General features: G+C 62.5%; 21 protein-coding genes and 1 pseudogene. 13 read left to right on the plus strand and 9 right to left on the minus strand.

What is annotated here, in order from left to right; translation table 11 throughout:
• Positions 1–184: 184 nt before the first annotated feature.
• Positions 185–1,033 carry a methionyl-tRNA formyltransferase gene (locus I2H38_RS08475; protein ID WP_196271420.1) on the plus strand — a complete coding sequence of 283 codons (849 nt, stop codon included), beginning with the start codon at positions 185–187 and terminating at the stop codon, positions 1,031–1,033.
• 68 nt (positions 1,034–1,101) lie between these two features.
• Here I2H38_RS08475 and I2H38_RS21385 read toward each other — a convergent pair whose 3' ends face one another.
• Complete coding sequence (locus I2H38_RS21385; RefSeq protein ID WP_196271421.1) at positions 1,102–3,303, minus strand: calcium-binding protein; 2,202 nt, start codon at positions 3,301–3,303, stop codon at positions 1,102–1,104.
• A 97-nt stretch (positions 3,304–3,400) separates the two neighbouring features.
• Positions 3,401–3,928 (minus strand): flavin reductase, encoded by a 528-nt coding sequence (locus tag I2H38_RS08485; protein WP_196271422.1) that lies wholly within the window; start codon positions 3,926–3,928, stop codon positions 3,401–3,403.
• 273 nt (positions 3,929–4,201) lie between these two features.
• Here I2H38_RS08485 and I2H38_RS08490 point away from each other — a divergent pair, with 273 nt between their 5' ends.
• The 6 genes and pseudogenes from I2H38_RS08490 to I2H38_RS08515 all read left to right on the plus strand — a co-directional run bounded on the left by I2H38_RS08490 (position 4,202) and on the right by I2H38_RS08515 (position 9,783).
• Entirely contained in the window at positions 4,202–5,122 is a 921-nt protein-coding gene (locus tag I2H38_RS08490) for a branched-chain amino acid ABC transporter permease (RefSeq protein WP_196271423.1), read from the plus strand.
• A gap of 11 nt (positions 5,123–5,133) precedes the next feature.
• On the plus strand, positions 5,134–6,549 hold the full coding sequence (gene livM, locus I2H38_RS08495) for a high-affinity branched-chain amino acid ABC transporter permease LivM (protein ID WP_196271424.1): 1,416 nt from the start codon (positions 5,134–5,136) through the stop codon (positions 6,547–6,549).
• Positions 6,549–7,364 (plus strand): annotated as a pseudogene (locus I2H38_RS08500) (ABC transporter ATP-binding protein); the annotation flags it as partial. The gene livM and the pseudogene I2H38_RS08500, both read left to right, overlap by 1 nt.
• Before the next feature lie 23 nt (positions 7,365–7,387).
• The gene (locus tag I2H38_RS08505) at positions 7,388–8,167 is read left to right on the plus strand and encodes an ABC transporter ATP-binding protein (protein ID WP_407664049.1); all 780 of its coding nucleotides are present in this window, start codon (positions 7,388–7,390) and stop codon (positions 8,165–8,167) included.
• Positions 8,167–8,529, plus strand: coding sequence for a DUF6867 family protein (locus I2H38_RS08510; RefSeq protein ID WP_196271426.1), 363 nt, complete (start codon positions 8,167–8,169; stop codon positions 8,527–8,529). Before I2H38_RS08505 ends, I2H38_RS08510 begins: the two co-directional genes overlap by 1 nt.
• A 126-nt stretch (positions 8,530–8,655) precedes the next feature.
• Positions 8,656–9,783: a branched-chain amino acid ABC transporter substrate-binding protein gene (locus I2H38_RS08515; RefSeq protein ID WP_196271427.1), complete on the plus strand. Its 1,128-nt coding sequence runs from the start codon at positions 8,656–8,658 to the stop codon at positions 9,781–9,783.
• Positions 9,784–9,889: 106 nt separating this feature from the next.
• On the opposite strand, the gene I2H38_RS08520 is transcribed toward I2H38_RS08515, so the two are convergent.
• Together I2H38_RS08520 and I2H38_RS08525 are read right to left on the minus strand one after the other, a co-directional pair.
• Positions 9,890–10,357, minus strand: a complete 468-nt coding sequence (locus I2H38_RS08520; RefSeq protein ID WP_196271428.1) for a DUF1203 domain-containing protein — start codon at positions 10,355–10,357, stop codon at positions 9,890–9,892.
• A gap of 71 nt (positions 10,358–10,428) precedes the next feature.
• A complete protein-coding gene (locus I2H38_RS08525) occupies positions 10,429–11,154 on the minus strand; it encodes a cytochrome c biogenesis CcdA family protein (RefSeq protein ID WP_196271429.1) in 726 nt (241 codons plus the stop codon).
• 94 nt (positions 11,155–11,248) lie between these two features.
• Here I2H38_RS08525 and I2H38_RS08530 point away from each other — a divergent pair, with 94 nt between their 5' ends.
• Positions 11,249–12,250 (plus strand): P1 family peptidase, encoded by a 1,002-nt coding sequence (locus tag I2H38_RS08530; RefSeq protein ID WP_196271430.1) that lies wholly within the window; start codon positions 11,249–11,251, stop codon positions 12,248–12,250.
• A gap of 182 nt (positions 12,251–12,432) precedes the next feature.
• Here the strand turns inward: I2H38_RS08530 and I2H38_RS08535 are convergent, their stop codons facing one another.
• Positions 12,433–13,674 carry an NAD(P)/FAD-dependent oxidoreductase gene (locus I2H38_RS08535; protein WP_196271431.1) on the minus strand — a complete coding sequence of 414 codons (1,242 nt, stop codon included), beginning with the start codon at positions 13,672–13,674 and terminating at the stop codon, positions 12,433–12,435.
• Positions 13,675–13,883: 209 nt separating this feature from the next.
• Between I2H38_RS08535 and rpe the strand changes: the two genes are divergently transcribed.
• Positions 13,884–14,555 (plus strand): ribulose-phosphate 3-epimerase, encoded by a 672-nt coding sequence (gene rpe / locus I2H38_RS08540; RefSeq protein ID WP_196271432.1) that lies wholly within the window; start codon positions 13,884–13,886, stop codon positions 14,553–14,555.
• A 128-nt stretch (positions 14,556–14,683) separates the two neighbouring features.
• Here rpe and I2H38_RS08545 read toward each other — a convergent pair whose 3' ends face one another.
• Positions 14,684–15,421: a hypothetical protein gene (locus tag I2H38_RS08545; protein ID WP_196271433.1), complete on the minus strand. Its 738-nt coding sequence runs from the start codon at positions 15,419–15,421 to the stop codon at positions 14,684–14,686.
• A gap of 509 nt (positions 15,422–15,930) precedes the next feature.
• Between I2H38_RS08545 and purB the strand changes: the two genes are divergently transcribed.
• The 4 genes from purB to I2H38_RS08565 all read left to right on the plus strand — a co-directional run bounded on the left by purB (position 15,931) and on the right by I2H38_RS08565 (position 20,004).
• Positions 15,931–17,238 (plus strand): adenylosuccinate lyase, encoded by a 1,308-nt coding sequence (gene purB, locus I2H38_RS08550; RefSeq protein ID WP_196271434.1) that lies wholly within the window; start codon positions 15,931–15,933, stop codon positions 17,236–17,238.
• Between the two features lie 298 nt (positions 17,239–17,536).
• Positions 17,537–18,787: an SAM-dependent methyltransferase gene (locus tag I2H38_RS08555; RefSeq protein WP_196271435.1), complete on the plus strand. Its 1,251-nt coding sequence runs from the start codon at positions 17,537–17,539 to the stop codon at positions 18,785–18,787.
• A 31-nt stretch (positions 18,788–18,818) separates the two neighbouring features.
• Positions 18,819–19,373 (plus strand): RBBP9/YdeN family alpha/beta hydrolase, encoded by a 555-nt coding sequence (locus tag I2H38_RS08560; RefSeq protein WP_196271436.1) that lies wholly within the window; start codon positions 18,819–18,821, stop codon positions 19,371–19,373.
• A gap of 91 nt (positions 19,374–19,464) precedes the next feature.
• Positions 19,465–20,004: a Spy/CpxP family protein refolding chaperone gene (locus tag I2H38_RS08565; protein WP_196271437.1), complete on the plus strand. Its 540-nt coding sequence runs from the start codon at positions 19,465–19,467 to the stop codon at positions 20,002–20,004.
• Between the two features lie 96 nt (positions 20,005–20,100).
• Here I2H38_RS08565 and rpsD read toward each other — a convergent pair whose 3' ends face one another.
• From rpsD to I2H38_RS08580, 3 genes are all read right to left on the minus strand, one after another.
• Entirely contained in the window at positions 20,101–20,718 is a 618-nt protein-coding gene (gene rpsD, locus I2H38_RS08570; protein WP_196271438.1) for a 30S ribosomal protein S4, read from the minus strand.
• Between the two features lie 358 nt (positions 20,719–21,076).
• On the minus strand, positions 21,077–24,214 hold the full coding sequence (locus I2H38_RS08575) for a multidrug efflux RND transporter permease subunit (protein ID WP_196271439.1): 3,138 nt from the start codon (positions 24,212–24,214) through the stop codon (positions 21,077–21,079).
• Positions 24,211–25,410: an efflux RND transporter periplasmic adaptor subunit gene (locus tag I2H38_RS08580; protein WP_196271440.1), complete on the minus strand. Its 1,200-nt coding sequence runs from the start codon at positions 25,408–25,410 to the stop codon at positions 24,211–24,213. The genes I2H38_RS08575 and I2H38_RS08580 overlap by 4 nt, the downstream gene beginning before the upstream one ends.
• Between the last annotated feature and the right edge of the window lie 92 nt (positions 25,411–25,502).

A 25,502-nucleotide genomic window follows, 5' to 3' on the forward strand; every position in this document is an offset into this window, starting at 1 on the left:
TGGTCAATCTAGCGGCCGCTTTCCTTACCTGTATTGAGCAGGATCAACCCGCCCAGCGGCTCACGTGTGAATTTGGGACGCGGGGGCGCGCGCTTGGGATGGCCCTCGCCTTTTCGTTCACAATGTGGGGGGTGCTGTTGCACCTCGCCCTTGGTCCATTGACCTTGGGAGGCTAAACCAGGATATGCGCTTCGCCTTCGCCGGTATCGATTTTCTCGGAGACGTTTTCGAAACTCTGCTCGACAAGGGCTGGGAGCCCGTCAAGCTCTTCAGTCGCCCCTGCGACGGCATCTATGATTTCAACGACGCTACGGTTGCCCGCGCTCGCGCCCTGAGGATGCCGGTTCAGCTCTCACGCATTCAGCCGGGGGATCTCGCGAACCTCAAGGCCGTGCGCTGCGACGCCCTCGTGGTGGCAGGCTATCCCTGGCTCATCAAAGGTTGGGAGCGGCATGTTCCCTTCGCCGTCAATTTTCACCCTTCTCCATTACCGCTCGGGCGCGGCCCCTACCCGCTTTTCCAGGCCGTCCTGGATGCACAGCCCGAATGGGGCATGACTGCCCACGCGCTCGACCCCACCTTCGACACCGGTCCCATTCTGACGCAGGAGCGCTTCGCGCTGCACCCGCATGAAACGCACGACACGCTTCTCGCCAAATGCCAGATGGCGGCCAAGGCCGTCGCGGCTCGCCTGGCGGATGACCTGCCCCGGCTATGGGATACGGCGCAGCCGCAGGGACCGGGGATCTACTGGCCCCGCATGACGCAGACCCAGCGGACCCTCGACTGGTCGCGAAACGTGAGCGACGTGCTGCGGACCATCCGCGCCTTCGGTTCGATCGAGGCCTTCGCGCAAGTCAATTCCCGATACCTCTACGTCTGGGACGCGGCCGGCTGGGAGGAGCCCCACCGCTATAACCCCGGGACACTCGTCCATAAGCACCGCAAACATCTCGTCGTCGCGGCGCGCGACGGTTTCGTGCAATTGACCGGCTGGAGTCCCTATGCGCCCGGCGAAGCAAGACGCACGTAGAAACGGCATCCTGTTGATGAAAACGGGCCCCCAAGGAGGCCCGCTTCAAAGAGTTAGAGCCGGCGGCGCTACACGATAAAAAAGTCGCCGGCTTTCAGCTTCAGGTTCTTGGACAAGGTCGCGATCTGTATCGCCGCTCCTTTTCCCGAACCGTCCGCATCGTAATAGAGGATGCCCTTCTTGGAGTTGTAAATAATGCGATCGCTCGCATCATGAGCCTCCGCCCCGATCCAGAATGCGCTCTTGGCGAGAACGCCCTTCTTCGCGATCTTTGAGAAGACTGATTTGGACAACTGGATCGTGTCATCGACAACATTGAAATCGGCGATCTTGTCGAGATTGGTTTTCGACGCCTTCTTGTTGAACAGGAACACGTCCTTCCCGGCGCCACCGTAGAGAGTGTCGTTGCCAAGGCTTCCGACAAGAGTGTCGTCGCCGGCCATACCCTTCAGCGTGTTCTTGCCGGCGTTGCCCTTGATGAAGTTCGCGCCGGAATCGCCTGTGAAAGAGAACGAATCCTTATCCGCTTCAAAAGCGGCGACAAGCTTCTCGATGCCTGAGTTTTCCTGCAGCGCGTAGCTGACCTCGGCTTCGACGGTGTCGTAGCCGGATGAATCCGACACTTGGGTGTTGGAGCTGGTGACCTTGAAGGTGTCGTTTCCACCGCCGCCGATGAGCGTATCGGCGCCGCCGCCGCCGATCAGCACATTGTCGCCGTCGTTTCCGGTGAGCTTATTGGCTCCGGTGTTTCCGGTCAGGGTGATCGGCGCTGTCCCAGGAGCGGCTGTCAGGGCCTCGATCGCTGTTACCACCTGGAGATGAGTGTCGACCGGCACGACAACCGTGTCGAAGCCGCCATTGAATTCCTCGACGATGACGTCGGCGAGGGTGTCGACGATGTAGGTGTCGTCGCCCGGGCCCCCATTCAGCGTATCCAGGCCTGGTCCCCCGTCGAGGGTGTCGTTGCCGCCTTCACCGTAGAGCTGATCGTTGCCTGCTCCCCCGCTGAGGAAATCATCGAAGGCCGAGCCGACATAGTGATCGTCCTGGCTGGTGCCGGCGAGGACGATTCCCTTGGAGCGCGGATCGAGAAACTGGGCGCTGACTCCCACGGCATCGACGTCACGTCCGCTTTCATCGAGCCATGTCGCGATCAGGCGACCATCGGCCATGGTGGCGAGAGCGGGGAGAGCCTTGTCCCCCATGACATTTTGCGGACTGACGAGGACATCGCTGCCGACACGTTGACCCGCACCGTTGAAGATGGCCGCACGGATATCCCATTGGCCCGCATTCTTGGGGTTTGTGTAGGTCACCGAGAACCCACCGTCGTCGAGTGCGGTCACCCCGACACGATCGCCGATCCACTCTTTACCCAGGACGATCTGGTTGACGGCGATCTCGCCGGAGGCCGCCTCGCCGTTCGCCTTGAAGATCTTGGCTTTGACAACCTGAACACCGGCTGCAGAGTACTGCGTCCAAACGGCAACGAACCGTCCGTCGCTCAGAAGTGTGCCAGAAGGGCTAAAAGCGCCCCCACCGGTCGCAAATGACGATATGGCGAACTCGGGCAAACCAGCGACGGGGGCTCCGCTGCCGTCAAAGATCCGGCCGCGGATCGAAACGTTCGAGGCATCAGCATCCCCCTCCGCGAAAAGGGCAACGTAACCGCTTCGCAGACCGATAATGTGAGCGGCCCCGTGGCCCTTGGCCAAATTGGAATTGACGACACCGTCATTGTCGCCCACCGGCCTAAGGCCCGCGTCGAAGATCCGAGACCTGATCTGGGGAAGTGCGGTGCTGAAATCCGTATAGGTCACCGCAAAGCCGCCATTCGAAAGCGCGGCGATGGAGGTATAGATTTGGTCGGCCGCCTTCGTGGTATTGACCTGAAAGTCCGCGCCGACAGCGGTGCCATTGGCCTTGAACACGCGGGCGCGAATGCCCCATCCATCCTCGCCGCCAGCGCCGCTGTGATCCTCCCAGCTCACGACAAAGCGGCCGTCATTGAGAACGGTGATCGCGGGAGAGCCCTGGTCGTTGGCGACGGTGCTGTTGACCGCAAACTCGGACCCCCGTTTGGTCCCGTCCGCGTTGAAGATCTGCCCCCGCAACTCCGCCGTATACTCGGTTCCGGTGGTCGGTTGCCGATCCTCCCAGACGGCGACGAAGCTCCCGTCCTTGAAGGTTGCTACGCAGGGAAAGGTTTGCGCCCCGGCGGTCGTGGTGTTGACCGCGAACTCCGGACCCCAGAGACTTGGAAACGGCATGGGCGGAAACTCCTGAAACTAATACGTTGTATCGTATTATTTGAGGAGTTGGACCGGCCTGACAAGCCAATCCGGTGAAATTCGGTGGAAATTTCGCCTAAAGACTACGGTAAAGTCTGCCCTGATAGACGAGAGCCTGCCTCGTCTCGCCGAGGCGGATGCCGATGATGCTGCCGATGAGCACGTGATGGGTGGCGACGATCCGCGCCTCCGTCAGACGGCAATCGAAGGCAACGAGGCTGGTTGCCAACAAGGGCGCGCCGAGCGCGGAACGCTCCCATTGCCCGACAGTAAAGCGATCCTGCCCGTGAAGATTCTTCCGTCCCGCGAAAACATCGGCCAAAGCGGCATCGGCGGCGCTGAGCGTGTTGACGCAGAACACCTCGTTCGCGAGGAGCGCCTGAGCTGACCGGCCCGACGTGTTGACGCAGACCAGCAGCGTGGCCGGACTGTCCGTCACGGGCGTGACCGCCGTCGCCGTGAACCCCGCCCGCCCCGCCGGACCGTCCGTCGTGACCACATGCACCGCCGCAGCGACCCGGCTCATGCCCTCCCGAAAGAGGGTTGCGTCGGGACCGGAAGCGCCCATGCGAGCGTCGTCTGGATTGGGGTGAGTCTTCAACATCGGTTTTCTGAGAAAGCGTCTCCCACCCTTTCGGGCGGAGCGCAAGACCATGGATCGCATATGGTCGCGATCAGGAATTTTTGAAACTGTCTCCCGGCTCGATCCGCCCTAATTCCATCAACGCGGCTGATAGGAAACTTAACGGAAGATTGTCGAACACTATCCGGTTTGCTAGACACCCCCACCTTACGTCCGGCTTGGCCTCGATCCCACATCGTGCTTTGCTGAGGCGTTTCCCAATAATGACCCCATCCAGAGGGGCAAGGGCAGGACATGGATATATTTGTGCAGCAGCTCATAAACGGGCTGACGCTGGGGTCGATCTACGGCCTCATCGCTATTGGTTACACGATGGTGTTCGGCATCATCGGCATGGTGAACTTCGCCCACGGCGACGTCTTCATGCTCTCGGCTTTCATCGCGCTGATCTTCTTTCTGATCCTGACCACATGGCTCGGGATTTCGTCCGTGGCGTTGGCGCTCCTGATCGTGCTCGTCATCGCGATGGTGCTGACCTCCCTCTGGGGCTGGGCCATCGAGCGGATCGCCTACCGGCCCCTGCGCGGCTCCTTTCGCCTGGCCCCGCTGATCTCGGCCATCGGCGTCTCGATCTTCCTCTCGAACTTCGTCCAGGTCGCGCAAGGAGCGCGCAACAAGCCGACGCCGCCGATGATTCGCGACGTGATCGTGCTTTTCCAGGGCGAGAACGGCTACAATGTCGCGCTGTCCTACAAGCAGATCATCATCATGGCCACGACGGCGGTGCTTCTCACCATCTTCTGGTACCTGGTTCAGAAGACCTCCCTCGGACGCGCGCAGCGCGCCTGCGAGCAGGACCGCAAGATGGCTGCGCTTCTCGGCATCAACGTGGACCGCACGATCTCATTGACCTTCGTCATCGGCGCGGCTTTGGCCGCGGTCGCGGGAACCCTGTATTTGCTCAATTATGGCGTCGTGAGCTTCAACGACGGCTTCGTGCCGGGTGTGAAGGCCTTTACGGCGGCGGTTCTGGGCGGCATCGGCTCCCTGCCGGGCGCGGTTCTCGGCGGTCTGATCATCGGTCTCATCGAGACCTTCTGGTCGGCCTATTTCTCGATCGAATACAAGGACGTGGCGGCCTTTTCGATCCTCGCCATCGTGTTGATCTTCATGCCTTCCGGTATCCTCGGACGGCCTGAAGTCGAAAAAGTCTAAGGAGCACCCCCATGAACGCTCCTTCCATCACGACCAGCTCGGCCCAGGACACCGCCGTCCCGAGCCGCTTCAATCTGGCGGCCGCCCTCAAGGACGCCTTCATCACCGCGCTGATCGCGCTTGGCCTGTCCATTCCGATCCTGTCCTACAAGACGGAGCAGAACGGGTCCGATCTGTTCCTCGCCTCGCGGTGGCGTCTGGTGGCGATTTTCTGCGCCATCGTCTTCGTCCTTCGCGTTCTGGAACATGCCTTCCTGGCAACCCGGGCCGCGCGCAAGGCGCTGCCGGATCCGCATCAGGCGACCGAGCCCGTCCACGCCGAGCCGAGCGCCTACCAGAAGGTCTCCCGTTTCGCGATTCCCATGTTCCTGGGCGTCGCGGTCAGCTTCCCGATCCTGGTCTATCTGGTCCAGGGCGGCCTGAACGAATCGCGCTACTGGGTCGATCTCGGCATCCTCATCCTCACCTATGTGATGCTCGGATGGGGCCTGAACATCGTGGTCGGCCTCGCGGGCCTGCTCGATCTCGGCTACGTCGCCTTCTATGCAGTCGGCGCGTATTCCTATGCCCTGCTCTCGACCACGTTCGGCCTGTCCTTCTGGATCTGCCTTCCGCTCGCGGGCATTCTTGCCGCCTTCTGGGGCATGATCCTGGGCTTCCCGGTGCTGCGCCTGCGCGGCGACTATCTCGCCATCGTCACCCTCGCCTTCGGTGAGATCATCCGCCTCGTTCTCATCAACTGGGTCGATCTGACGAATGGCGGCGCCGGCATCTCCTCGATCCCGCGCGCGAGCTTCTTCGGCTTGCCGTTCACGGCTGGCGAAGGCGGGTTCGCGGACACGTTCGGGCTCGAGTTCCACGGCATGCACCGGATGATCTTTCTCTATTACCTCATCCTGGCGCTCGCGCTTCTGACCAACTTCGTCACCATGCGCCTGCGCCGGCTGCCCATCGGCCGGGCCTGGGAGGCTCTGCGCGAGGATGAGATTGCCTGCCGCTCGCTGGGCATCAACACCACGAACACGAAGCTGACGGCCTTTGCCATCGGCGCCATGTTCGGCGGCTTTGCCGGCTCGTTCTTCGCGGTGCGTCAGGGCTTCGTCTCTCCGGAAAGCTTCAACTTCCTGGAGTCGGCGATCATCCTGGCCATCGTGGTGCTCGGCGGCATGGGCTCCCAGATCGGCGTCGCCATCGCGGCCATCGTGCTCGTCGGCGGTCCGGAAATGCTGCGTAACCTGACCTTCCTCAAGGCGGTCTTCGGCGAAGGGTTCGACCCTAACGAATATCGCCTGCTGCTCTTCGGCATGGGCATGGTCGCCATGATGGTATGGCGTCCGCGTGGCCTCATTTCGGAGCGCGAACCCTCGGTGATCTTGAAAGAGCGCAAGGCTATTTCCGGCTCGCTCGTGAAGGAAGGACACGGCTAATGCGCTGGCAACAAGACCCCATTCTCGACGTACAGCATCTCACGATGCGCTTCGGCGGCCTCGTCGCCATCAACGACCTGTCCTTCAAGGCCGGGCGCGGCGACATCACCGCGCTCATCGGGCCCAACGGCGCGGGCAAGACGACCGTCTTCAACTGCATCACCGGCTTCTACAAGCCGACGGAGGGCATGCTCGCCTTACGCAAGCCGGACGGTTCGCAACTGCTGTTGGAGCGCCTGCCGGGCTTCGACATTAACTGGAAGGCCAAGGTCGCCCGCACCTTCCAGAACATCCGCCTGTTCTCGGGCATGACCGTGCTTGAGAACCTGCTGGTGGCGCAGCACAACCCGCTGATGATTTCCTCCGGCTTCACGTTCCTGGGCGTTCTTGGGCTGGGCGGCTACGCCAAGGCCGAGCGCGCGGCTATCGAACGCGCGAAGTTCTGGTTGGAGAAGACCCGTCTCATCGACCGGGCCGACGATCCCGCCGGCGACCTGCCTTACGGCGACCAGCGCCGTCTGGAAATCGCTCGCGCCATGTGCACGGACCCTCTCCTGCTCTGCCTCGACGAGCCTGCGGCGGGCCTCAACCCGCGCGAGTCGCACGATCTCAACGAGCTCCTGCTGTCGATCCGCAAGGATCACGGCACCTCGATCCTGCTGATCGAGCACGACATGTCGGTCGTGATGGAGATTTCGGATCACGTCGTGGTGCTCGATTACGGCACCAAGATCTCGGACGGTTCGCCGAACGAGGTGAAAAACGATCCGCGCGTCATCGCCGCCTATCTCGGCGTCGACGATGAGGAGATCGCCAAGGTCGAAGCGGAGATCGGCGCATGAGTGCGGGAACAAGCAATCCGATGCAGAGCCATCAAAGTGCGGCCGCAGCGACGCACCAGCCCTTGCTGAGCGTGCGCGGCGTGAAGACCTATTACGGCAACATCATCGCCCTCAAGGGCGTCGACATGGACGTGAACGAGGGTGAAATCGTCACGCTGATCGGGGCCAACGGCGCCGGCAAGTCGACCTTGATGATGACGATTTTCGGCAACCCGCGGGCGCGGGAGGGCACGATCACCTATGCGGGCCGGGACATCACCAAGATGCCGACCCACGACATCGCCCGCCTGTCGATTGCGCAATCGCCTGAAGGCCGCCGCATCTTCCCGCGCATGACGGTGTTCGAGAACCTGCAAATGGGCGCGTCCATCAATGGATTGGCCCATTTCGATCAGGATCTGGAACGGGTCTGTACCCTGTTCCCGCGCCTGAAGGAGCGCCTGCAGCAGCGCGGCGGCACCCTGTCGGGCGGCGAGCAGCAGATGCTGGCCATCGCTCGCGCGCTTATGAGCCGCCCGAAGCTTCTCCTTCTGGACGAGCCCTCGCTCGGCCTCGCGCCCCTGATTGTGAAGCAGATCTTCACGATCATCAAAGAGCTGAACGAGAAGGACGGCATGACTGTCTTCCTCGTCGAGCAGAATGCCTATCACGCACTCAAGCTCGCCCATCGCGGCTACGTGATGGTGACGGGCAACATCACCTTGAGCGGCACCGGCAAGGAGCTGTTGGAGAATCCCCAGGTCCGGGCAGCCTATCTCGAAGGAGGGCACCACTGATGCAGGGTTTGCTTTATGAAGAGCGCTCGATCTGGCTCTTTCTCTTCATCACGGTCGTGCTTGGCGGTTCGGCCGCCTGGATGACCGGGCGGGCCATCGCCATTACCTGGCGGCCCTTCTGGAACCTGGTCCTCTACCTGCTGATTCTGGCAGCGGCGGTGCGGTTCATCCACTTCGCCCTGTTCCAGGGCACGCTCCTGTCGGTTCACTATTACGCCATCGATGCGATCGTCCTTCTCATCATCGGAACCCTGGGCTTCAAATACAACCGGGCCCGGATGATGACGTCGCAATATCGTTGGCTTTATGAGAGGTCCGGCCCGTTCGGCTGGAAGGAAAAGGCCTCTAATACGAACGGCTAAGCTCAAGAAATTCCGGCGTGACTTCCGCTCAAAAAGAGTCATGATGTCACGCGGACGGCGGGCTCGACCTGCTGAAACCGGCCCCGAGGAAGGGGGCCTATAAAACCACCCCAGAGGAGTGACCTCATGAAAAAGATGCTGTTGACCAGCGTAGCGCTTGGTCTTGGCCTTGCCTTTTCCGGCGCGGCCAACGCGCAGATCAAGATCGGCGTCGCAGGCCCGATCACCGGCCCGAACGCCGCTTTCGGCGCGCAGCTGAAGAATGGCGTCGAGCAGGCTGTTGAAGACATCAACGCCGCCGGCGGCATCAATGGCCAGAAGCTGCAGGTCGTCGTCGGCGACGACGTTTCCGACCCCAAGCAGGGCGTGTCGGTGGCGAACAAGTTCGCAGCCGAGGGCGTGAAGATGGTCGTCGGCCACTTCAACTCCGGCGTCTCGATCCCGGCCTCGCAGGTCTACGAAGAAGCCGGCATCGTCCAGGTCACCCCGGCCTCGACCAACCCGCAGTTCACCGAGCGCAAGATGTGGAACACCTTCCGCACCTGCGGCCGCGACGACCAGCAGGGCGCGGTTGCCGGCGGCTATCTCGCCGACAAGTTCAAGGGCAAGAAGGTCGCCGTCGTTCACGACAAGACCCCCTACGGCAAGGGCCTCGCCGACGAGACCCTGAAGGCCATGAATGCCAAGGGCCTCAAGGAAGTCGTGTATGAAGGCATCAACCCGGGCGAGAAGGACTATTCCGCGCTCGTGTCGAAGCTGAAGCAGGCCGGCGTTGACGTCGTCTATTACGGCGGCCTCCACACGGAAGCCGGCCTCATCATCCGCCAGATGCGCGATCAGGGCCTTGCCGCCCCGATGATGTCGGGCGACGGCATCGTGTCGGCCGAGTTCGTCTCGATCGCCGGCCCGGGCGCCGAAGGCACCCTGATGACCTTCTCGCCGGATCCGCGCAAGAACCCGAACGCGAAGGACGTCGTGGCCAAGTTCAAGGCCAAGAACTACGATCCCGAAGCCTACACCCTCTACAGCTACGCCGCGGCCCAGATCCTGGCCGAGGCAGCCAAGCAGGCCGGCGGCCCCGACGGCAAGAAGATGGCTGCCGCCATGCATTCGGGCAAGCCGTTCAAGACCGTCATCGGCGACATCTCCTATGACGCCAAGGGCGACATCACCCGTCCGGACTACATCATGTACGTCTGGAAGAAGGGCGCTGATGGCAAGATCGATTACTCCGGCAACGAGCTCGGCATGTAATCGATCGGCCAACGCCGAGATTTAAAGAAACCCGCCCTGGCGACAGGGCGGGTTTTTTATCGCGACGTTTCACTCCGCGCGTAGGAAGGTTGCATCCGCCCCTCTCCTACGCGCGCTCGATCCGGGCCCCAAAGCATCCACGCCGGGCGAAATGTGTGTCCACATGGGCGACGTTGGGATTGGCCAGGAAGCGCTCGATCACGGCGAGAACCTGTTCGCCTTCGGCCACCTCGGCATCGACGATCAGAGCGTCTGAATCGTAGGCCCGCAGCGACAACAGCCGGTCGCGTAGCATCGGCGGCAGTTCGTCCCGATAATGTCCTGCCTTGGCCAAGCGGCTGACGAAGATCGGTCCGCTGACACGATAGGGCGAGGTCGGCGTGGATTGATGGGCATGGTTGATGAGCAGAAGCTCCTCGCCCTTCCCTACCCGCGTCAGTGAGACACGGCATGGATAGGCATCGGCTTCGTCGGCAACGACCTTGAGGGCCCCGACGGCGGACAGCTCCGCCTCAGAGAAGTTGAACAGCGGCGCAAACAACGCGGCGTCGAGCCCACGGATTTGAAACGACATGACGATCTCCTTGAGTAGATCGTCAGAATTGCAGGGTCCTTGGTTCCATACGACCCGTTTCCTGCTTCGTCTTATCCCAATCGCCCGAGAGCCGGAAACGCCTCCAGCAGCCAGAAGGACATGTTGGTGATCCAACCGGTGAGGAAGGCGATGCCGGTCAGGATGAGAAGAACCCCCATCGCTTTCTCGATGACGCCGAAGCGCGAGCGCACACGCTTCAAAAGCGCGACGAAGGGCTTCATGGCGAAGGCCGCGAGCAAGAACGGGATGCCGAGCCCTAGAGAATAGGCCGCCAGCAGCAGGGCGCCACGCGCGACGCTCGTCTCCGACCCGGCAACCGCGAGGATTGCCGCCAGAACGGGACCGATGCACGGCGTCCAGCCAAAGGCGAAGGCGAGGCCCATCACGTAAGCGCCCCAGAGCCCGACCGGCCGGTCCACGTTGAAGCGGGCTTCCCGGTAGAGGAAGCCGATCCGGAACACGCCGAGGAAATGCAGACCCATGACGATGATGGCGAGACCCGCAATGGTGCTCAACACGTCGAGATATTGCCGGATCACCTGCCCCAAAGCCGAGGCGGTCGCGCCGAGAGCTACGAAAACCGTCGAGAACCCGGCCACGAACAGGAGCGCGGCCAGGATGGCGCGGCGACGCACGGCGCCATCGCCTGCATTGAGCCGGTCGAACGTCGTGCCGGCCAGGAAGGAAAGATAAGGGGGCACCAGTGGCAGAACGCACGGGCTCAGGAAGCTGATGAGGCCGCCGAGCGCCGCGGCTGGGATGGATACATTGAGCATGGGGCCTTCTATCCCGTCGTGATGGCACAAGAAAGCCTGTGAAAGCCGAGGTCGCCAGCTTGTGAACCGACGCGTTTTAGGCTTGCCTTACGTAATGACCAACGCTCGCAATCTCATCACTGATGTCGCAGGCCTGCGGATCGGCAACGCCGATGATGCCACCCTCGGTTCAGGGGTCACCGTCGCCCTTTTCGACGAGCCTGCCGTTACCTCGTGCTTCGTCATGGGCGGCGCGCCCGGCACCCGCGAGACCGACCTCCTCGAACCCGACAAGCTTGCTCCCGGCATCAATGCGGTCGTCCTCTCCGGCGGCTCCGCTTTCGGCCTCGACGCGGCAAGCGGCGTGCAGGCCGCTTTGCGGGAGAAAGGTATCGGCTTCGCTGTCCGAGATGCGGTCGTTCCCCTCGTGCCGCAGGCCGTCATCTTCGACCTGCTCAACGGTGGCGACAAGGGATGGGGACGCTACCCACCCTACCGGGAACTGGGCTACGACGCCGTCCAGAACGCCGGGCTGGATTTCACCCTCGGCACCGTCGGCGGCGGCTATGGCGCGACGACGGCGAACCTCAAGGGCGGCCTCGGCTCGGCTAGTGCGGTCACCTCGTCCGGCCATACGGTCGGCGCGCTGGTGATCGTGAACAGCATCGCCTCCGCCGTCATCGGCAACGGGCCGCATTTCTGGGCGGGGGGATTTGAAGAGGATGATGAGTTCGGCGGCCTTGGCCTGCCGGCCAGGATCTCGCCTGCTGAGCGCAAGCTGATCTGGAAGGGCGGCCCTCAGCCGGCGACCACTATCGCACTCATCGCGACCGATGCGGTCTTGACGAAGAGCCTGGCCAAGCGCCTCGCCATTGCCTCCCACGCCGGTCTCGCTCGGGGCTTACGCTTCTCGCACGCCCTGTTCGACGGCGACACGATCTTTGCCGCTGCCACGAGTCGTAAGCCTCTTCGGGACGAAGCGGCCGAGTTCACGGAACTCACCGCCATCGCCGCCGACTGCCTGACCCGCGCCATCGCGCGCGGCGTCTACGAGGCGACGGCATTGCCTTATCCGGGCACGCTGCCCGCGTGGCGAGACAAGTTCGGGCGCGAGTAGCGCCACGCTCCCCCCTCCCGCTTGCGGGGAGGGCCAGGGCGGCGCGATCCGACGGGCGAGCGAGACAGCGATGGGGACTGTATTCGGGTAGAGCTATTCGAAGAGAACGAACGCTCCGACTTTACGCCCCACCTTGATCCCTCCCCGCAAGAGGGAGGGAAATCGCCTCGTTTTCCAAACCCTCAGAACCGATCCGGCCGATAGGGCTTCGGATCGATGACGGGCTTCTCGCCGGTGATCATCTCGGCCATCAGACGGCCGGTGATGGGGCCGAGCGTCATGCCGTGGTGGGCGTGGCCGAAGCTGAACCAGAGGTTCTTGTGGCGAGCCGCCTTGCCGATCACAGGCATCATGTCTGGCGTGCAGGGCCGCATGCCCATCCACGGCTCCTGATCCACCCGCTCGCCGAGCGGAAAGAACTGCTTGGCGATCGGCTCGGCGCGCTTGAGCTGAACTGGCGATTTCGGCGCATCGCGATCGGCGAATTCGGCGCCCGTGGTGAGACGGATGCCATTCGCCATCGGGGCAAGGAAATAGCCGCGCTCGAAATCGAGGGTCGGGCGGTTGAGCACCGCGTTGCCCTCAGGCTTGTAGTGCATGTGGTAGCCGCGCTTGACCGCCAGCGGGAACCGGTAGCCGAGCCGCCGCGTGACCAGATCGGCCCAGGGACCGAGCGCAACAACGACCTCGCCCGCTTCCACCGGACCCTTCTCGGTCCGGATGCGCCAGCCGGAAGCCGTCTCCTCGAGGCTCCGGGCATCCCCTTCGGCAAGCTCGCCGCCGAGGCGTTGGAACAGCTCCACGTAGGAGGTGGTCAACGCGAAGGGATCGAAGATCGCGGTGGGATCCGTCCAGTGGATGCCGCCCGTCAGCTCCGCTTTCAGGTGCGGCTCGCGATCCGCCACGCTCTTTGCGTCGAGCGCGTCGAAATTGACGCCGAAGTCGCGCTTGACCTGTTCGGCATCGCGAAATTGCTCGTCTCTCGCCTTCTCGCTGCGAAAAACCTTCATCCAGCCCGTCGGTCGGAGGAGTTGGGTCGAGCCAGCGTCCTCGGCCAGCGCCTTGTGCTCCGTCACGCTGTTCTCGATCAGCGGCGCATAGAGCCGCGCGATCGCTTTGTGCTGCGCGGGGCGCGAATGCATCCAGTACTGGAATAGGAAGGGCGCAAGCTTCGGCAGTGCCGCCAGATGGTAATGCGCGTCGATGGTGTTGTTGAGGGCGTAGCGCAGCAACGCGCCGAAATCGTGCGGGAAGCCGTAAGGATAGACGCCCTCGCGCTGGATCAGGCCCGCATTGCCGAAGGAGGTCTCGCCCCCCGGTCCGCGCCGGTCCACCAGAAGCACGGAACGGCCTCGCTTTTGCAGGTGAATGGCAATCGACACGCCGACGATGCCAGCGCCCAGAACAACAACATCCTTACGCATGGAAACTCCGCCCCATTCCTTCAAAGGCCTCTCATTGATTGAGAGCCAAGGGGCCTATTGCCCCTTTTGCGTGCGGTTATTTACTCCCGATCGTTCAAATCCGTCCATGTCTTTCCTGTGGCAAATAGCCCTCTCCCCACATGTCTCGATGACGCGACCGAGGCATAAGTCCCGTTGCCGTGAAGGTAAGCTCGTGCTACCGCGCGGCCATGACACGCCCCCTGCTCATCGCCCCATCCATCCTCTCCGCCGATTTCGCCAAGCTCGGCGAGGAGGTCCGTGCCGTCGACGCCGCTGGCGGCGACTGGATCCATATTGACGTGATGGACGGGCATTTCGTGCCCAACATCACCATGGGCCCGGACATCGTGAAGGCCATTCGCCCGCATTCGGCGAAGGTGTTCGACGTTCACCTGATGATCGCGCCGGTCGATCCCTACCTGGAGGCGTTCGCCAAAGCGGGTGCGGACGTGATCAGCATTCACGCGGAAGCGACCCCGCACTTTCACCGCTCGCTCCAGACCATTCGTTCGCTCGGCAAGAAGGCGGGCGTGGTGCTGAATCCCGGCACCCACGAGACCGTCATCGAGCCAGTGCTCGACCTGGTCGATCTGGTGCTTCTGATGACCGTCAATCCTGGCTTCGGCGGCCAGGCCTTCATCGGCTCGGTTTGCGAGAAGATCCGGCGGATCAAGGCCATGGTCGGCGACCGCGACATCGATATCGAGGTCGATGGCGGCGTGACCGTAGAGACCGCGCCCCTCGTGGCCGAGGCAGGGGCCAACGTTCTCGTCGCGGGCTCGGCGACCTTCAAGGGCGGGCCCGCGGCCTACGCCGGCAATATCGCGGCCATCCGCGAGGCGGCGGCCAAGGCGCGTTGAGGCCGCCGGTTTAGTGGCGCGCGGGCCTATTCCCCGCGCGAAGGTGCGATGTCGAAGGCCGACCGCATGCAAAACCCAGGCAATCTGCCGCTAAGATGCCTGGGCTTTCAGATATACGGGTTTTGGTTCTACGAAGCGGAGACGAACTCGACGAAGGGTTCGAGGCTGCTGAAGGGCAACGTATACCGCTCACCCCGGAAGAGCGTCGGCACATCTTGCCCGCCCGCGTAGCCGGCGGTCAGCTTGCCGCGCACCGTGAAAGTCTCGCCGGCCTTCACGTGTCCCCAAGGCTCATCGATATAGTCGGTGATGCCGAGTTCGTTCAGCTTGGCCTCGACGGTCAGCGTCCGGGCGTGAGAGGGCAATTGCCGCAGGCTATTCTCGATATCATCACGCACGATGGCGTAGGCCGGATTTCGGACTTTGTAGCGAAGCTCGGTGTCCTGGGTGAAGCGCCACACCGATCCTGACACCATCTGCTGTTGCATCGTGAGAGGTTCTGTCACCTTTGGCGCCTTCGTCCCCTTTTTGGCGCTCGCCGGGGCCTCGGCAGCCTGGACGTCGGCGATCAAGGCCCACTTGGTCGACCACTCGACTGCCCTGTAGTCGCCCTTGGTCAGCCGGTCGGTGAACTCCAAAATATCAGAAGCAATGTTTTGATTGCTGCCGCTGGCCTCGAAGTATCGCAGGCGCATGTCGTCGGGAAGAAGCAGATAGAAGTTGTCGCTCTTCACATCCACATCGAAGATGGTCTTGACCTTCACGACCTGATCGCGCGCGGACGTTGACGGTATCCCATCACCGGTCGGGTACACCATGGTACCTTTGGGGACCCGAATGTAACCAGTAACTTGGATCTCAGACATATGAATTTAGTCCATCTTTCATAAATATGGATTTTCGGGCCGATCGCCCGCAGACTCAGCACCTCTTCCAGTGCCCGCTAAACATCCAAATTGCCACCCCCCTGCCTTCTTGAATGTGCGGACATTTTCCCGCAGGCCTTGCCTTGGCCGCCATGCCGCAATCAGTAGTGGACACATGTATCGCCCACCCCCCTCGTCGAGAGGGCCTATCAGCGCGCCTCCTTGTGACCGACCCATCGCTTCGCACGTCTGAACCAACGGCAAGCGGTGTTTTGCATGATCAGAAGAAAAACACACTTGGTTCAAGGAGTTAGGTTGATTTCGCCGAGGGCTCACCATGGTCGTTGTGATGAACGCCGCTTGCGTAAGGGACGGTCATCAAATAGCCATTGCGAAATCGTCCCCGGACCGTCTTCCCGACCGTTCAGACCAACCCGGTTCGCGCACGAAAAATCCAACGTTTTCGACAGTCGTTGTGATCGTTGCGCCCCGCGCTTAGGAGAATTCTAGTGGTCCCTCGTTACAGCCGTCCCGAGATGGTGGCCATCTGGTCGCCCGAAACCAAGTTCCGCATCTGGTTCGAGATCGAGGCTCATGCCACCACGGCGCTTGCGACTCTCGGCGTCGTGCCGAAGGAAGCGGCCGAACTGGTCTGGGAGAAAGGCTCCAAGGCCAACTTCGACGTCGATCGCATCGACGCCATCGAGCGCGAGGTCAAGCACGACGTCATCGCCTTCCTGACCCATCTCTCCGAGATCGTCGGTCCGGAAGCCCGGTTCGTGCACCAGGGCATGACCTCCTCGGATGTGCTCGATACCTGCCTCAGCGTGCAACTCGTGCGCGCGTCCGACCTGCTCTTGCGCGACATCGACGCCCTGCTCGCCGCCATCAAGCGCCGCGCCTTCGAGCACAAAATGACGCCGACCATCGGCCGCTCGCACGGCATCCACGCGGAGCCGGTGACCTTCGGCCTCAAGATGGCCCAGGCCTATGCGGAATTCGAGCGCTGCAAGCTACGCCTCATCGAAGCCCGGCGCGAAGTCGGGACCTGCGCCATTTCGGGTGCCGTCGGCACCTTCGCCAATATCGATCCGAGCGTGGAAGAATACGTGGCCGAGAAGATGGGGCTCTCCGTCGAGCCCGTCTCGACGCAAGTTATCCCGCGCGACCGCCATGCCATGTTCTTCGCGACATTGGGCGTCATCGCCTCGTCCATCGAGCGTCTCGCCATCGAGATCCGCCATCTGCAGCGCAGCGAGGTGCTGGAAGCCGAAGAGTATTTCTCCGAAGGCCAGAAGGGCTCCTCGGCCATGCCGCACAAGCGCAACCCTGTGCTGACGGAAAACCTGACCGGACTTGCACGCATGGTTCGCGCCTACGCCCTGCCCGCCATGGAGAACGTGGCGCTCTGGCACGAGCGCGACATTTCCCACTCGTCGGTCGAGCGCATGATCGGCCCCGACGCGACCGTGACGCTCGACTTCGCACTGGCACGCCTCACCAACGTCATCGACAAGCTTCTGGTCTACCCTGAGAACATGCAGAAGAACCTGGATCGCCTCGGCGGCCTCGTGCATTCGCAGCGCGTTCTCCTGGCCCTGACCCAGAAAGGCGCGTCCCGCGAGGATGCCTATCGTCTGGTCCAGCGCAACGCCATGCCGGTCTGGCGCGGCCAAGGCGACTTCCTCACGCTCCTGAAGGATGATGCGGATGTGACGAGGTACTTGCCACCCTCCGAAATCGAAGCCTGCTTCGACCTCGGCTATCACTTCAAGCACGTGGACACGATCTTCAAGCGCGTCTTCGGCGCGGCTTGAGATAACCCTGTCATTCCGGGCGCGCCATCGGCGCGAGCCCGGAACCCATAACCAATGACGGCTCAGAGCCGAACACGGCACATCCCGTAGCGCCTTCTCCGGCGATGCCAGCGTTTATGGGTTCCGGGCTCCGCTTCGCGGCCCCGGAATGACGGCGCGATCCGCGCAGTAAATTCGACTGCGCGGAAGGGCTCGGCCATGACCGGGAGGCGGAACTCCCTAGCCAAAGGCAGCACTGGAAAATTTCGCACAATGCGCAACAATCTTCGGGCAGGAGATCAACGGCCTGAGGATTGCCATGCTGTCGGAGAAGCTTCTCGCCGCCGCTTTTACGCGCGCGGTCAAGCGGGGAACCCTGAGTTTGACTACCGCCGGAGGTCAGCGTCTGACCTTCGGTGACGGGAAGGCCCCGCTCGTATCGATCCGGTTCACGGATACCACAGCCCAGCTCGCCCTCTGCCTCCATCCGGAATTGAAGCTCGGCGAGTTGTTCATGGATGGGCGGCTCGTGATTGAGCAGGGAACGATTTACGACCTGCTCCAGCTTGTCCTGCAGGACACTCATGGCGAGCTCGATGAGCTTCCCTTCCATCGCCTGCGGGCGATCCGCGCGTGGATGCAACGCCGCGGCGAGAATGACCCTCACGCCTCGAAGCGCAACGTCGCCCATCACTACGATCTTGATGGCCGCCTCTACGCCCTGTTCCTCGACAGCGACCGGCAATATTCCTGCGCCTATTTCGACCATCCGGACGCAACGCTCGAACAGGCGCAGCTCGCCAAGAAGCGGCACATCACGGCCAAACTGATGGTTGATCCTGGCCACAACGTGCTCGATATCGGCTCGGGCTGGGGTGGCCTTGGGCTCTATCTCGCCCGCGTGGCCGGAGCAGGCTCCATCAAGGGCGTGACCCTGTCCGAGGAACAGCTCGAGGTTTCCCGCAAGCGCGCGGCGAATGCTGGGCTTCGAGACCGTGTCCGGTTCGAGCTTGAAGACTACCGCGCGACAAAGGGCACTTTCGACCGCATCGTGTCGGTCGGAATGTTCGAGCATGTGGGCCTGCCGTCCTATGACGCCTATTTCCAGACCTGCGGACAGCTTCTCAAGAATGATGGGGTCATGCTGCTCCACACCATCGGCCGCTCGGGGACACCTTATCCGACCAATCCCTGGATCGCCCGCTACATCTTCCCCGGCGGGCACCTGCCGATCCTCTCGGAGATGCTGCCGTCCATCGAACGCGCCGGCCTCATCGTGACCGATATCGAGGTCCTGCGCCTTCACTATGCGCTCACTCTCCAGGCTTGGCGCGAGCGCTTCATGGCCCATCGCGAGGAGGTCTTGCGCCTTTACGACGAACGCTTCTGCCGGATGTGGGAGTGCTATCTCGCCATGTCCGAGACCGCCTTCCGTTTCCAGGATGCGGTGGTTTTCCAGATCCAGCTGGCAAAGCGCAACGACGCGGTGCCCCTGACGCGCGATTACATCGCCGAGCGGGAGACCGTCCTCAAGCGCGCGGAAGAGCTGGAATTGCGCCGGAGCGCTTGAACCGGCAGCCTTGGGCGGTTACCTCGGGATCATGAAAACTTCCGATTGCGACATCCTCATCGTCCCAGGCTACGAGAATTCAGGCGTCGATCACTGGCAGAGCCGTTGGGAGCGCCAGCTCTCGACCGCGCGCCGGATCGAGCAGCAAGACTGGGACGCTCCCGTCAAAGAGGACTGGGTCAAGCGCATCGTGCAAGATGTGAAGCGCGCGAAGAGGCCCGTCGTCCTCGTAGGCCACAGCCTCGGCGTGGTCGCCATCGCGCATGCGGCCCCGCTTCTCGCAAAGGGCAAGGTTCAGGGGGCGTTTCTCGCCGGATTGCCGGACGTGGAGCGGCCGGGCTTCGTGCCTGAAATCGACCGCGCCTTCGCGCCGATTCCGCGCGATCCCCTGCCTTTCCCGTCCGTGCTCGTTGCGAGCCGCACCGATCCGCATTGTGACTACGAGAAGGCGGAAGATATCGCCTACGCATGGGGTTCGGCCATTGTGGATGCGGGCGACGCGGGCCACATCAATACGGATAGCGGTCATGGGCCCTGGCCCGAGGGTCTGATGCGCTTCGCAGGGTTTCTCAAGCACCTCGGGTGAACTCAACATGACGAAAAATTCATGCGGCGGTCACCTGGGGGAGAGCAGAGTAGGAGCAATCTTGTCCTATCCACTCACGGAGGAAAACCGCATGAAGACTTTTGCCATTTTTTCAACTGCGTCCGCCCTCGCTCTGGCGGCGACCATTGCTTATGCGCAACCGGCTCCTCCGTCGGCAGGGAGCCCCGCTCCACGCGGCCAGATGACCCGCGCGGATTTTGATTCCCTGACCGACGCTCGCGTTGCCTCGATTCAGGCGGGACTGAAGCTGACCCCGGACCAGCAGAAGCTCTGGCCTCCGGTGGAGAAGGCCATACGCGCCATGGCGACCACCCGCGCCGAGCGTCGGGAAGCTTTGCGTGAGCGCGCCTCCCGCACCGAGCGTCCGGACATGATGCAGCGCCTTGAGCGCGGCGCGGCCTTCTCGAGCAAGAACGCCGAGAACCTGAACGCCCTCTCCACCGCAATGAAGCCGTTGTGGGCCTCCCTCGATGACCGCCAGAAAAAGCTTCTGCCGGTTCTGATGCGGGAAGGACGCGAGGGCCGAATGGCGGAGTGGCGTCATCGCGGCGCGGAGATGATGCATCGGGGCGGCCCGCAGGGTCAGCAGGCCCCGGCTCCCAAGCAGTAAGCAGATCGCTCCGAAGCATCGTCTTCGGAGCATCCTCTGGACAATAAAAAAGGCCGCCCTTGAGGCGGCCTTTTCGTATTGAACTTTCGTCGCGGCTTAGCGCGAGTAGAACTCGATCACGAGGTTCGGTTCCATCTGGACCGCATACGGCACCTCGGAGAGGGTCGGGATGCGGGTCACCTTGGCCGTCATCTTGGAATGATCGACTTCGATGTAGTCCGGAACGTCGCGCTCGGCGAGCTGCGTCGCCACAAGGACGACCTCAAGCTGCTTCGACTTGTCCTTGACCTCGATCACGTCACCCGGCTTCACGAGGTAGCTCGGGATGTTCACGCGGCGGCCGTTGACCTTCACGTGACCGTGATTGACGAACTGGCGAGCGGCGAACGGGGTCGCGACGAACTTGGCGCGGTACACGACCGCGTCGAGACGGCGCTCGAGCAGGCCGATCAGGTTCTCGCCCGAGTCGCCCTTCTGGCGGATCGCTTCCGCGTAGTAGCGGCGGAACTGCTTCTCGGTGATGTTGGCGTAGTAGCCCTTCAGCTTCTGCTTGGCGCGCAGCTGCGTGCCGAAGTCGGACATCTTGCCCTTGCGGCGCTGTCCGTGCTGACCGGGGCCGTATTCACGGCGATTGACGGGGCTCTTCGGGCGACCCCAGATATTCTGACCCATACGGCGGTCAAGCTTGTGCTTGGCCTGAATGCGCTTCGACATCGCTGTTCCTCTTGATAAGCGAACGATTTGAGGAACGCGCCCTCCTCTTCCCCTAGGGGACGACAGGCCGACCGGAAGGCCGGGCCACGGGTGCGTAAATAGCCAACGCGGCCCCAGGGGACCGCGCCGACAGGGGGTGCCTAAGGGAAAACACTGGAGGAGTCAATGAAGCAGTGGATGTGGAAGCATCCACCTCGTCATTCCGGGGCCGCGCAGCGGAGCCCGGAACCCATACCCGTTAACGTGTCAGGACAAGCCACAACGACTAAAGCCGCGCTCTGTTCTGAACGGTTGGCGGCTATGGGTTCCGGGCTCTCACTACGTTCGCCCCGGAATGACGGCGGTTGCACGCACCTCGTCACTCCGCCGCCTCCGACATGACTTCCTCCTCGGCCTCCGGTTCTTTGCCGCGCCGCCAGTTCCTCACCGCCAGGGACAGGCGGTCGAGATAGATATAGACAACCGGGGTCGTAAAAAGCGTGAGCGCCTGGCTGACGAGAAGCCCGCCGACCATGGCGTAGCCTAGCGGCTGACGAAATTCCGAGCCGGTCCCGTGGCCAAGCATCAGCGGCACGCCGCCCAGAAGCGCCGCCATCGTCGTCATCATGATCGGCCGGAACCGCAGGATCGCCGCTTTGCGGATAGCGTCGTGGCTCGACAGCCCCTCGCCGCGCTCGGCGCTGATGGCGAAATCCACCATCATGATGCCGTTCTTCTTCACGATGCCGATCAAGAGAATGATGCCGATGAAGGCGATCAGGCTGAACTCGATCCCGAACAGCATCAGCGTCGCCAGCGCGCCCAATCCGGCGGACGGAAGCGTCGAGAGGATCGTGATGGGATGAACGTAGCTCTCGTACAAGATGCCGAGGATCAGATAGACTACAACGAGCGCCGCCAGGATGAGAAGCGGCACGGTGGATAGCGACGCCTGGAAGGCCTGTGCGTTGCCTTGGAAATTACCGACAAGCGCGGCGGGCGCGCCAATCTCGCGTTGCGCCTTTTCAATCGCTGCGGTCGCCTGGCCGAGCGCGGTGTCCGGCGCGAGATTGAAGCTGATCGTCACCGCCGGGAATTGGCCCTGATGGTTGACCGAGAGCGGCGCGATCTTGCGGGTCGTCCATTTCGCGAAGGTGGATAGCGGCACCTGCTGACCTGAGATCGGGGATTTCAAGTAGATGCTGTTGAGGCTGTCCGTCTCGCCCTGCAAGTCCGGCAGGATTTCCATGATTACGTTGTAGCTGTTGAGCTGGGTGAAATACTGCGTGATCTGGCGTTGGCCGAATGCATCGTAGAGGGTGTCGTCGATCAGCTGCGGCGTGAACCCGAACCGCGAGGCCTGGTCCCGGTCGATGGTCAAAGTGAGGGTCGTGCCGTTGATCTGCTGGTCGGTCGCGACATCGCGCAGTTCCGGCAGGGTCTTGAGCTTTTCCAGGACCTTGGGCGCCCATTCGTTCAGCTGGTCGAGATTGGCGTCCTGCAGGGTGTATTGGAACTGCGTGCGAGCCTGGCGCGCCCCGATATTGATGTCCTGCGCCGACTGAAGAAAGAGGCGCATGCCTTCGACCTTATCGAGCTGCGGCCTGAGCCGCGCGATGAACTCGGTTGCCGAGACGTCGCGCTCGGACTGGGGCTTCAGCGTGATGTAGACGCGCCCGTTATTGAGAGTACCGGCGCTGGGGCCTGGCCCGATCGCCATGGCGTAGGTGTCGACAGCCGGATCGCGCGCGAGGATCTCGCCGATTTTCTCCTGCCGCCGCATCATGTCCTTGAATGAAATATCCTGCGCCGCCTCGGAGGTGCCCTGGATGAATCCCGTATCCTGCTGCGGGAAGAAGCCCTTCGGGATCACCACAAACAGATAGGCGGTCGCGGCGAGCGTCGCGAAGAAGACGAGCAAGGTGATGAACCGATGCCGAAGCGCCGTGTCGAGGCCGTGCTCGTAAGCCCTCTCCAAACCAGTGAAGAAGCTCTCCATCAAACGATAGAACCGTCCATGCCGCGCGTTCTTCTCTTCCTTGAGGAGCCGCGAGGCCATCATGGGCGTCAGCGTCAGGGAGACGAAGGCCGAAACCGCGATTGCCATTGCGACAACCATCGAAAACTCGCGGAACAATCGCCCCACGATCCCGCCCATGAGCAAAAGCGGAATGAACACGGCGATCAGCGAAATGCTGATCGACAGGATCGTAAATCCGATCTCGCCGGAGCCCTTATAGGCGGCCTCCATCGGCTTCTCGCCGTTCTCCACATGGCGAACGATGTTTTCGAGCATGACGATGGCGTCGTCCACGACGAAGCCGACGGAGATCGTGAGTGCCATCAACGACAGGTTATCGAGGCTGTATCCCGCCAGGTACATCAGCCCGAACGTGCCGAGCAGCGCCAGCGGAACGGTGATGCTTGGAATGACCGTCGCCCACAATTTGCGCAGAAAGAGAAAGATCACCAGCACGACGAGCACGATGGTCAGGATCAGCGTGAACTGCACGTCCGACACTGAGGCGCGGATGGTCTGGGTCCGGTCGCTCAAAATACTGATCTTGATCGCCGGCGGCATCGCGGCCCGCAGCCGGGGCAGCTGAGCCTTGATCCGCTCCACCGTATCGATGACGTTGGCGCCCGGCTGCTTGTAGATGACGAGAAAGACGCCGCGCTTGTCGCCGCTCCACGCCGCGAGCTTGGTGTTCTCAGGCCCGGCGACGGCGTGGCCGATGTCGCGCACGCGGACCGGCGCGCCATTCTGGTAGGCGACGATGACGTCGTCCCACTCCTCGGCGCGAAGCAACTGGTCGTTGGCATAGACCGTGAAGCTGCGCGTGGTGCCGTCGATGGTTCCTTTCGGGCTGTCGACCGTCGAGATCGCGAGTTGGGCGCGCACGTCCTCCAGGGACAGGTTCTTGTTGACGAGTTTCGCAGGATCGAGCTGCACCCGGATCGAGGGCTTCTGCTCGCCGCCGATGGTTACCTGGGCGACGCCGGAGATCTGGCTGACCTGTTGTGCCAACTTGGTGTCGGCATTGTCGTCCACCTCCGTCAAAGGCAGGCTCTCGGACGTGACCGAGATGATCAGGATCGGCACATCTGCCGGATTGACCTTTCGATAGGTTGGCGGATTGGGCAGGTTTTTCGGTAATCGACCGCTCGCGGCGTTGATGGCGGCCTGCACATCCTGGGCAGCCGCGTCGATGTCGCGGTCGAGGTCGAACTGGATCGTGACCGTCGTGGCGCCGAGAGCGCTCGTTGAGGCCATCTGCGTCACGCCGGGGATCTGCCCGAATTGCCGTTCCAGCGGTTGCGCGACCGAGGAGGCCATGGTCTCCGGGCTTGCGCCGGGAAGCGAAGCCGAGATCTGGATCGTCGGGAAGTCCACCTGAGGCAGCGGCGCAACCGGCAGGAACGGGTAGGCCACCAGGCCCACGAAAAGGACGGCGACCATCAGAAGCGTGGTTGCAACCGGATAGCGAATGAATGGAGCCGAAAGACCACCCATCATGAGGGCTCCTGCGCACTCACGCGTTTCGGAATGTCCGGGTTGTTGGTGATCTCGACAGCCGCACCCGGCTGCAGCCGGTAGTGCCCGGCGGTAACGACCGCGTCCCCCACGGCAAGGCCGCTCTCAATGACGGCTTTATCCTCCGTGATGGGCCCGACCGCGACGCTTCGCATCTCGACGGTCTTGTCCGGCTTGACGACGTAGACGTAGAGCCCGCGCGGCCCGCGTTGAACCGCCGTGCTCGGCACGGCGACGACCCCATTCAAGGTCGCCACCAGAAGCCGCGCATCGACGGACTGGCCCGGCCAAAGGGTATGATCCTTGTTCTCGAATTTCGCTTTGAGACGGATCGTGCCGGTCGAGGTATCGACCTGGTTGTTCAACAGGGTCAGAACACCCTCGCCGAGGGTCTCCTTACCGTTCGGCGACAATGCCCGGACCTTGAGCGGCCCGCTCTTCTGCGATTTTACGATCGCGGGGAGCTGTCCTTCAGGGACCGTGAACACCACGGAAATCGGTTCGATCTGGGTGATCTCGACCACGCCGTTCGTGTCCGCCGCGTGAATGATGTTGCCTTGGTCGACCTGCCGGAACCCGGTGCGCCCGGCAAGCGGCGAGCGGATGGTCGTGTAATCGAGCTGCGTCCTCGCGTTGTCGATAGCGCCCTGATCGGCGCGAATTTGCGCGATCAATCCATCCACGTTCGCCTTTTGCGAGTCGAATAGCTGGTGCGTGGCGTAATCCCGCGCCAGAAGCTCGCTCGTGCGTGACAGGTCCGCCTTGGCGCTGACCAGCTGGGCCTCATCCTGCGCCTTCTTGGCGACGGCCTGGTCGAGGGCCGCCTGGAAAGGCCGCGGATCGAGCTGAAGCAGCAGATCGCCTTGCTTGACCATCTGCCCTTCGTCGAAAGCGATCTTTTGAATCTCACCATCCACACGGCTGCGAACCGTGACGGTATTGTATGCCTGCACGGAACCGAGCCCGGTCAGATAGACCGGAACATCCGCCGTCGCGACCGTGGCCGCCTGCACGGGAACAGGCACGGCGCGTTGAGCCGCATCAGGATCGGCCGCTTTGCTTCCGCGAGAATGCAGCCAATTCCAGCCCGCGTATCCACCGACAGCGAGGAGACAAACGATCAAGACCGCAAGGACGGCGCGTATCGGCCGCGATGTCCTCGGCACCGTCTCCAGCATGGAACTCCCCCGCAGGACGCAACTACACTAACGTAACTACGCCGTAGGGTGGTGAGTGGTTCACGCGCCACACGCAGTTGTGTGGAGGAGCT

This window comes from Microvirga alba, from assembly GCF_015694465.1.
GTDB classification, from domain to species: domain Bacteria; phylum Pseudomonadota; class Alphaproteobacteria; order Rhizobiales; family Beijerinckiaceae; genus Microvirga; species Microvirga alba.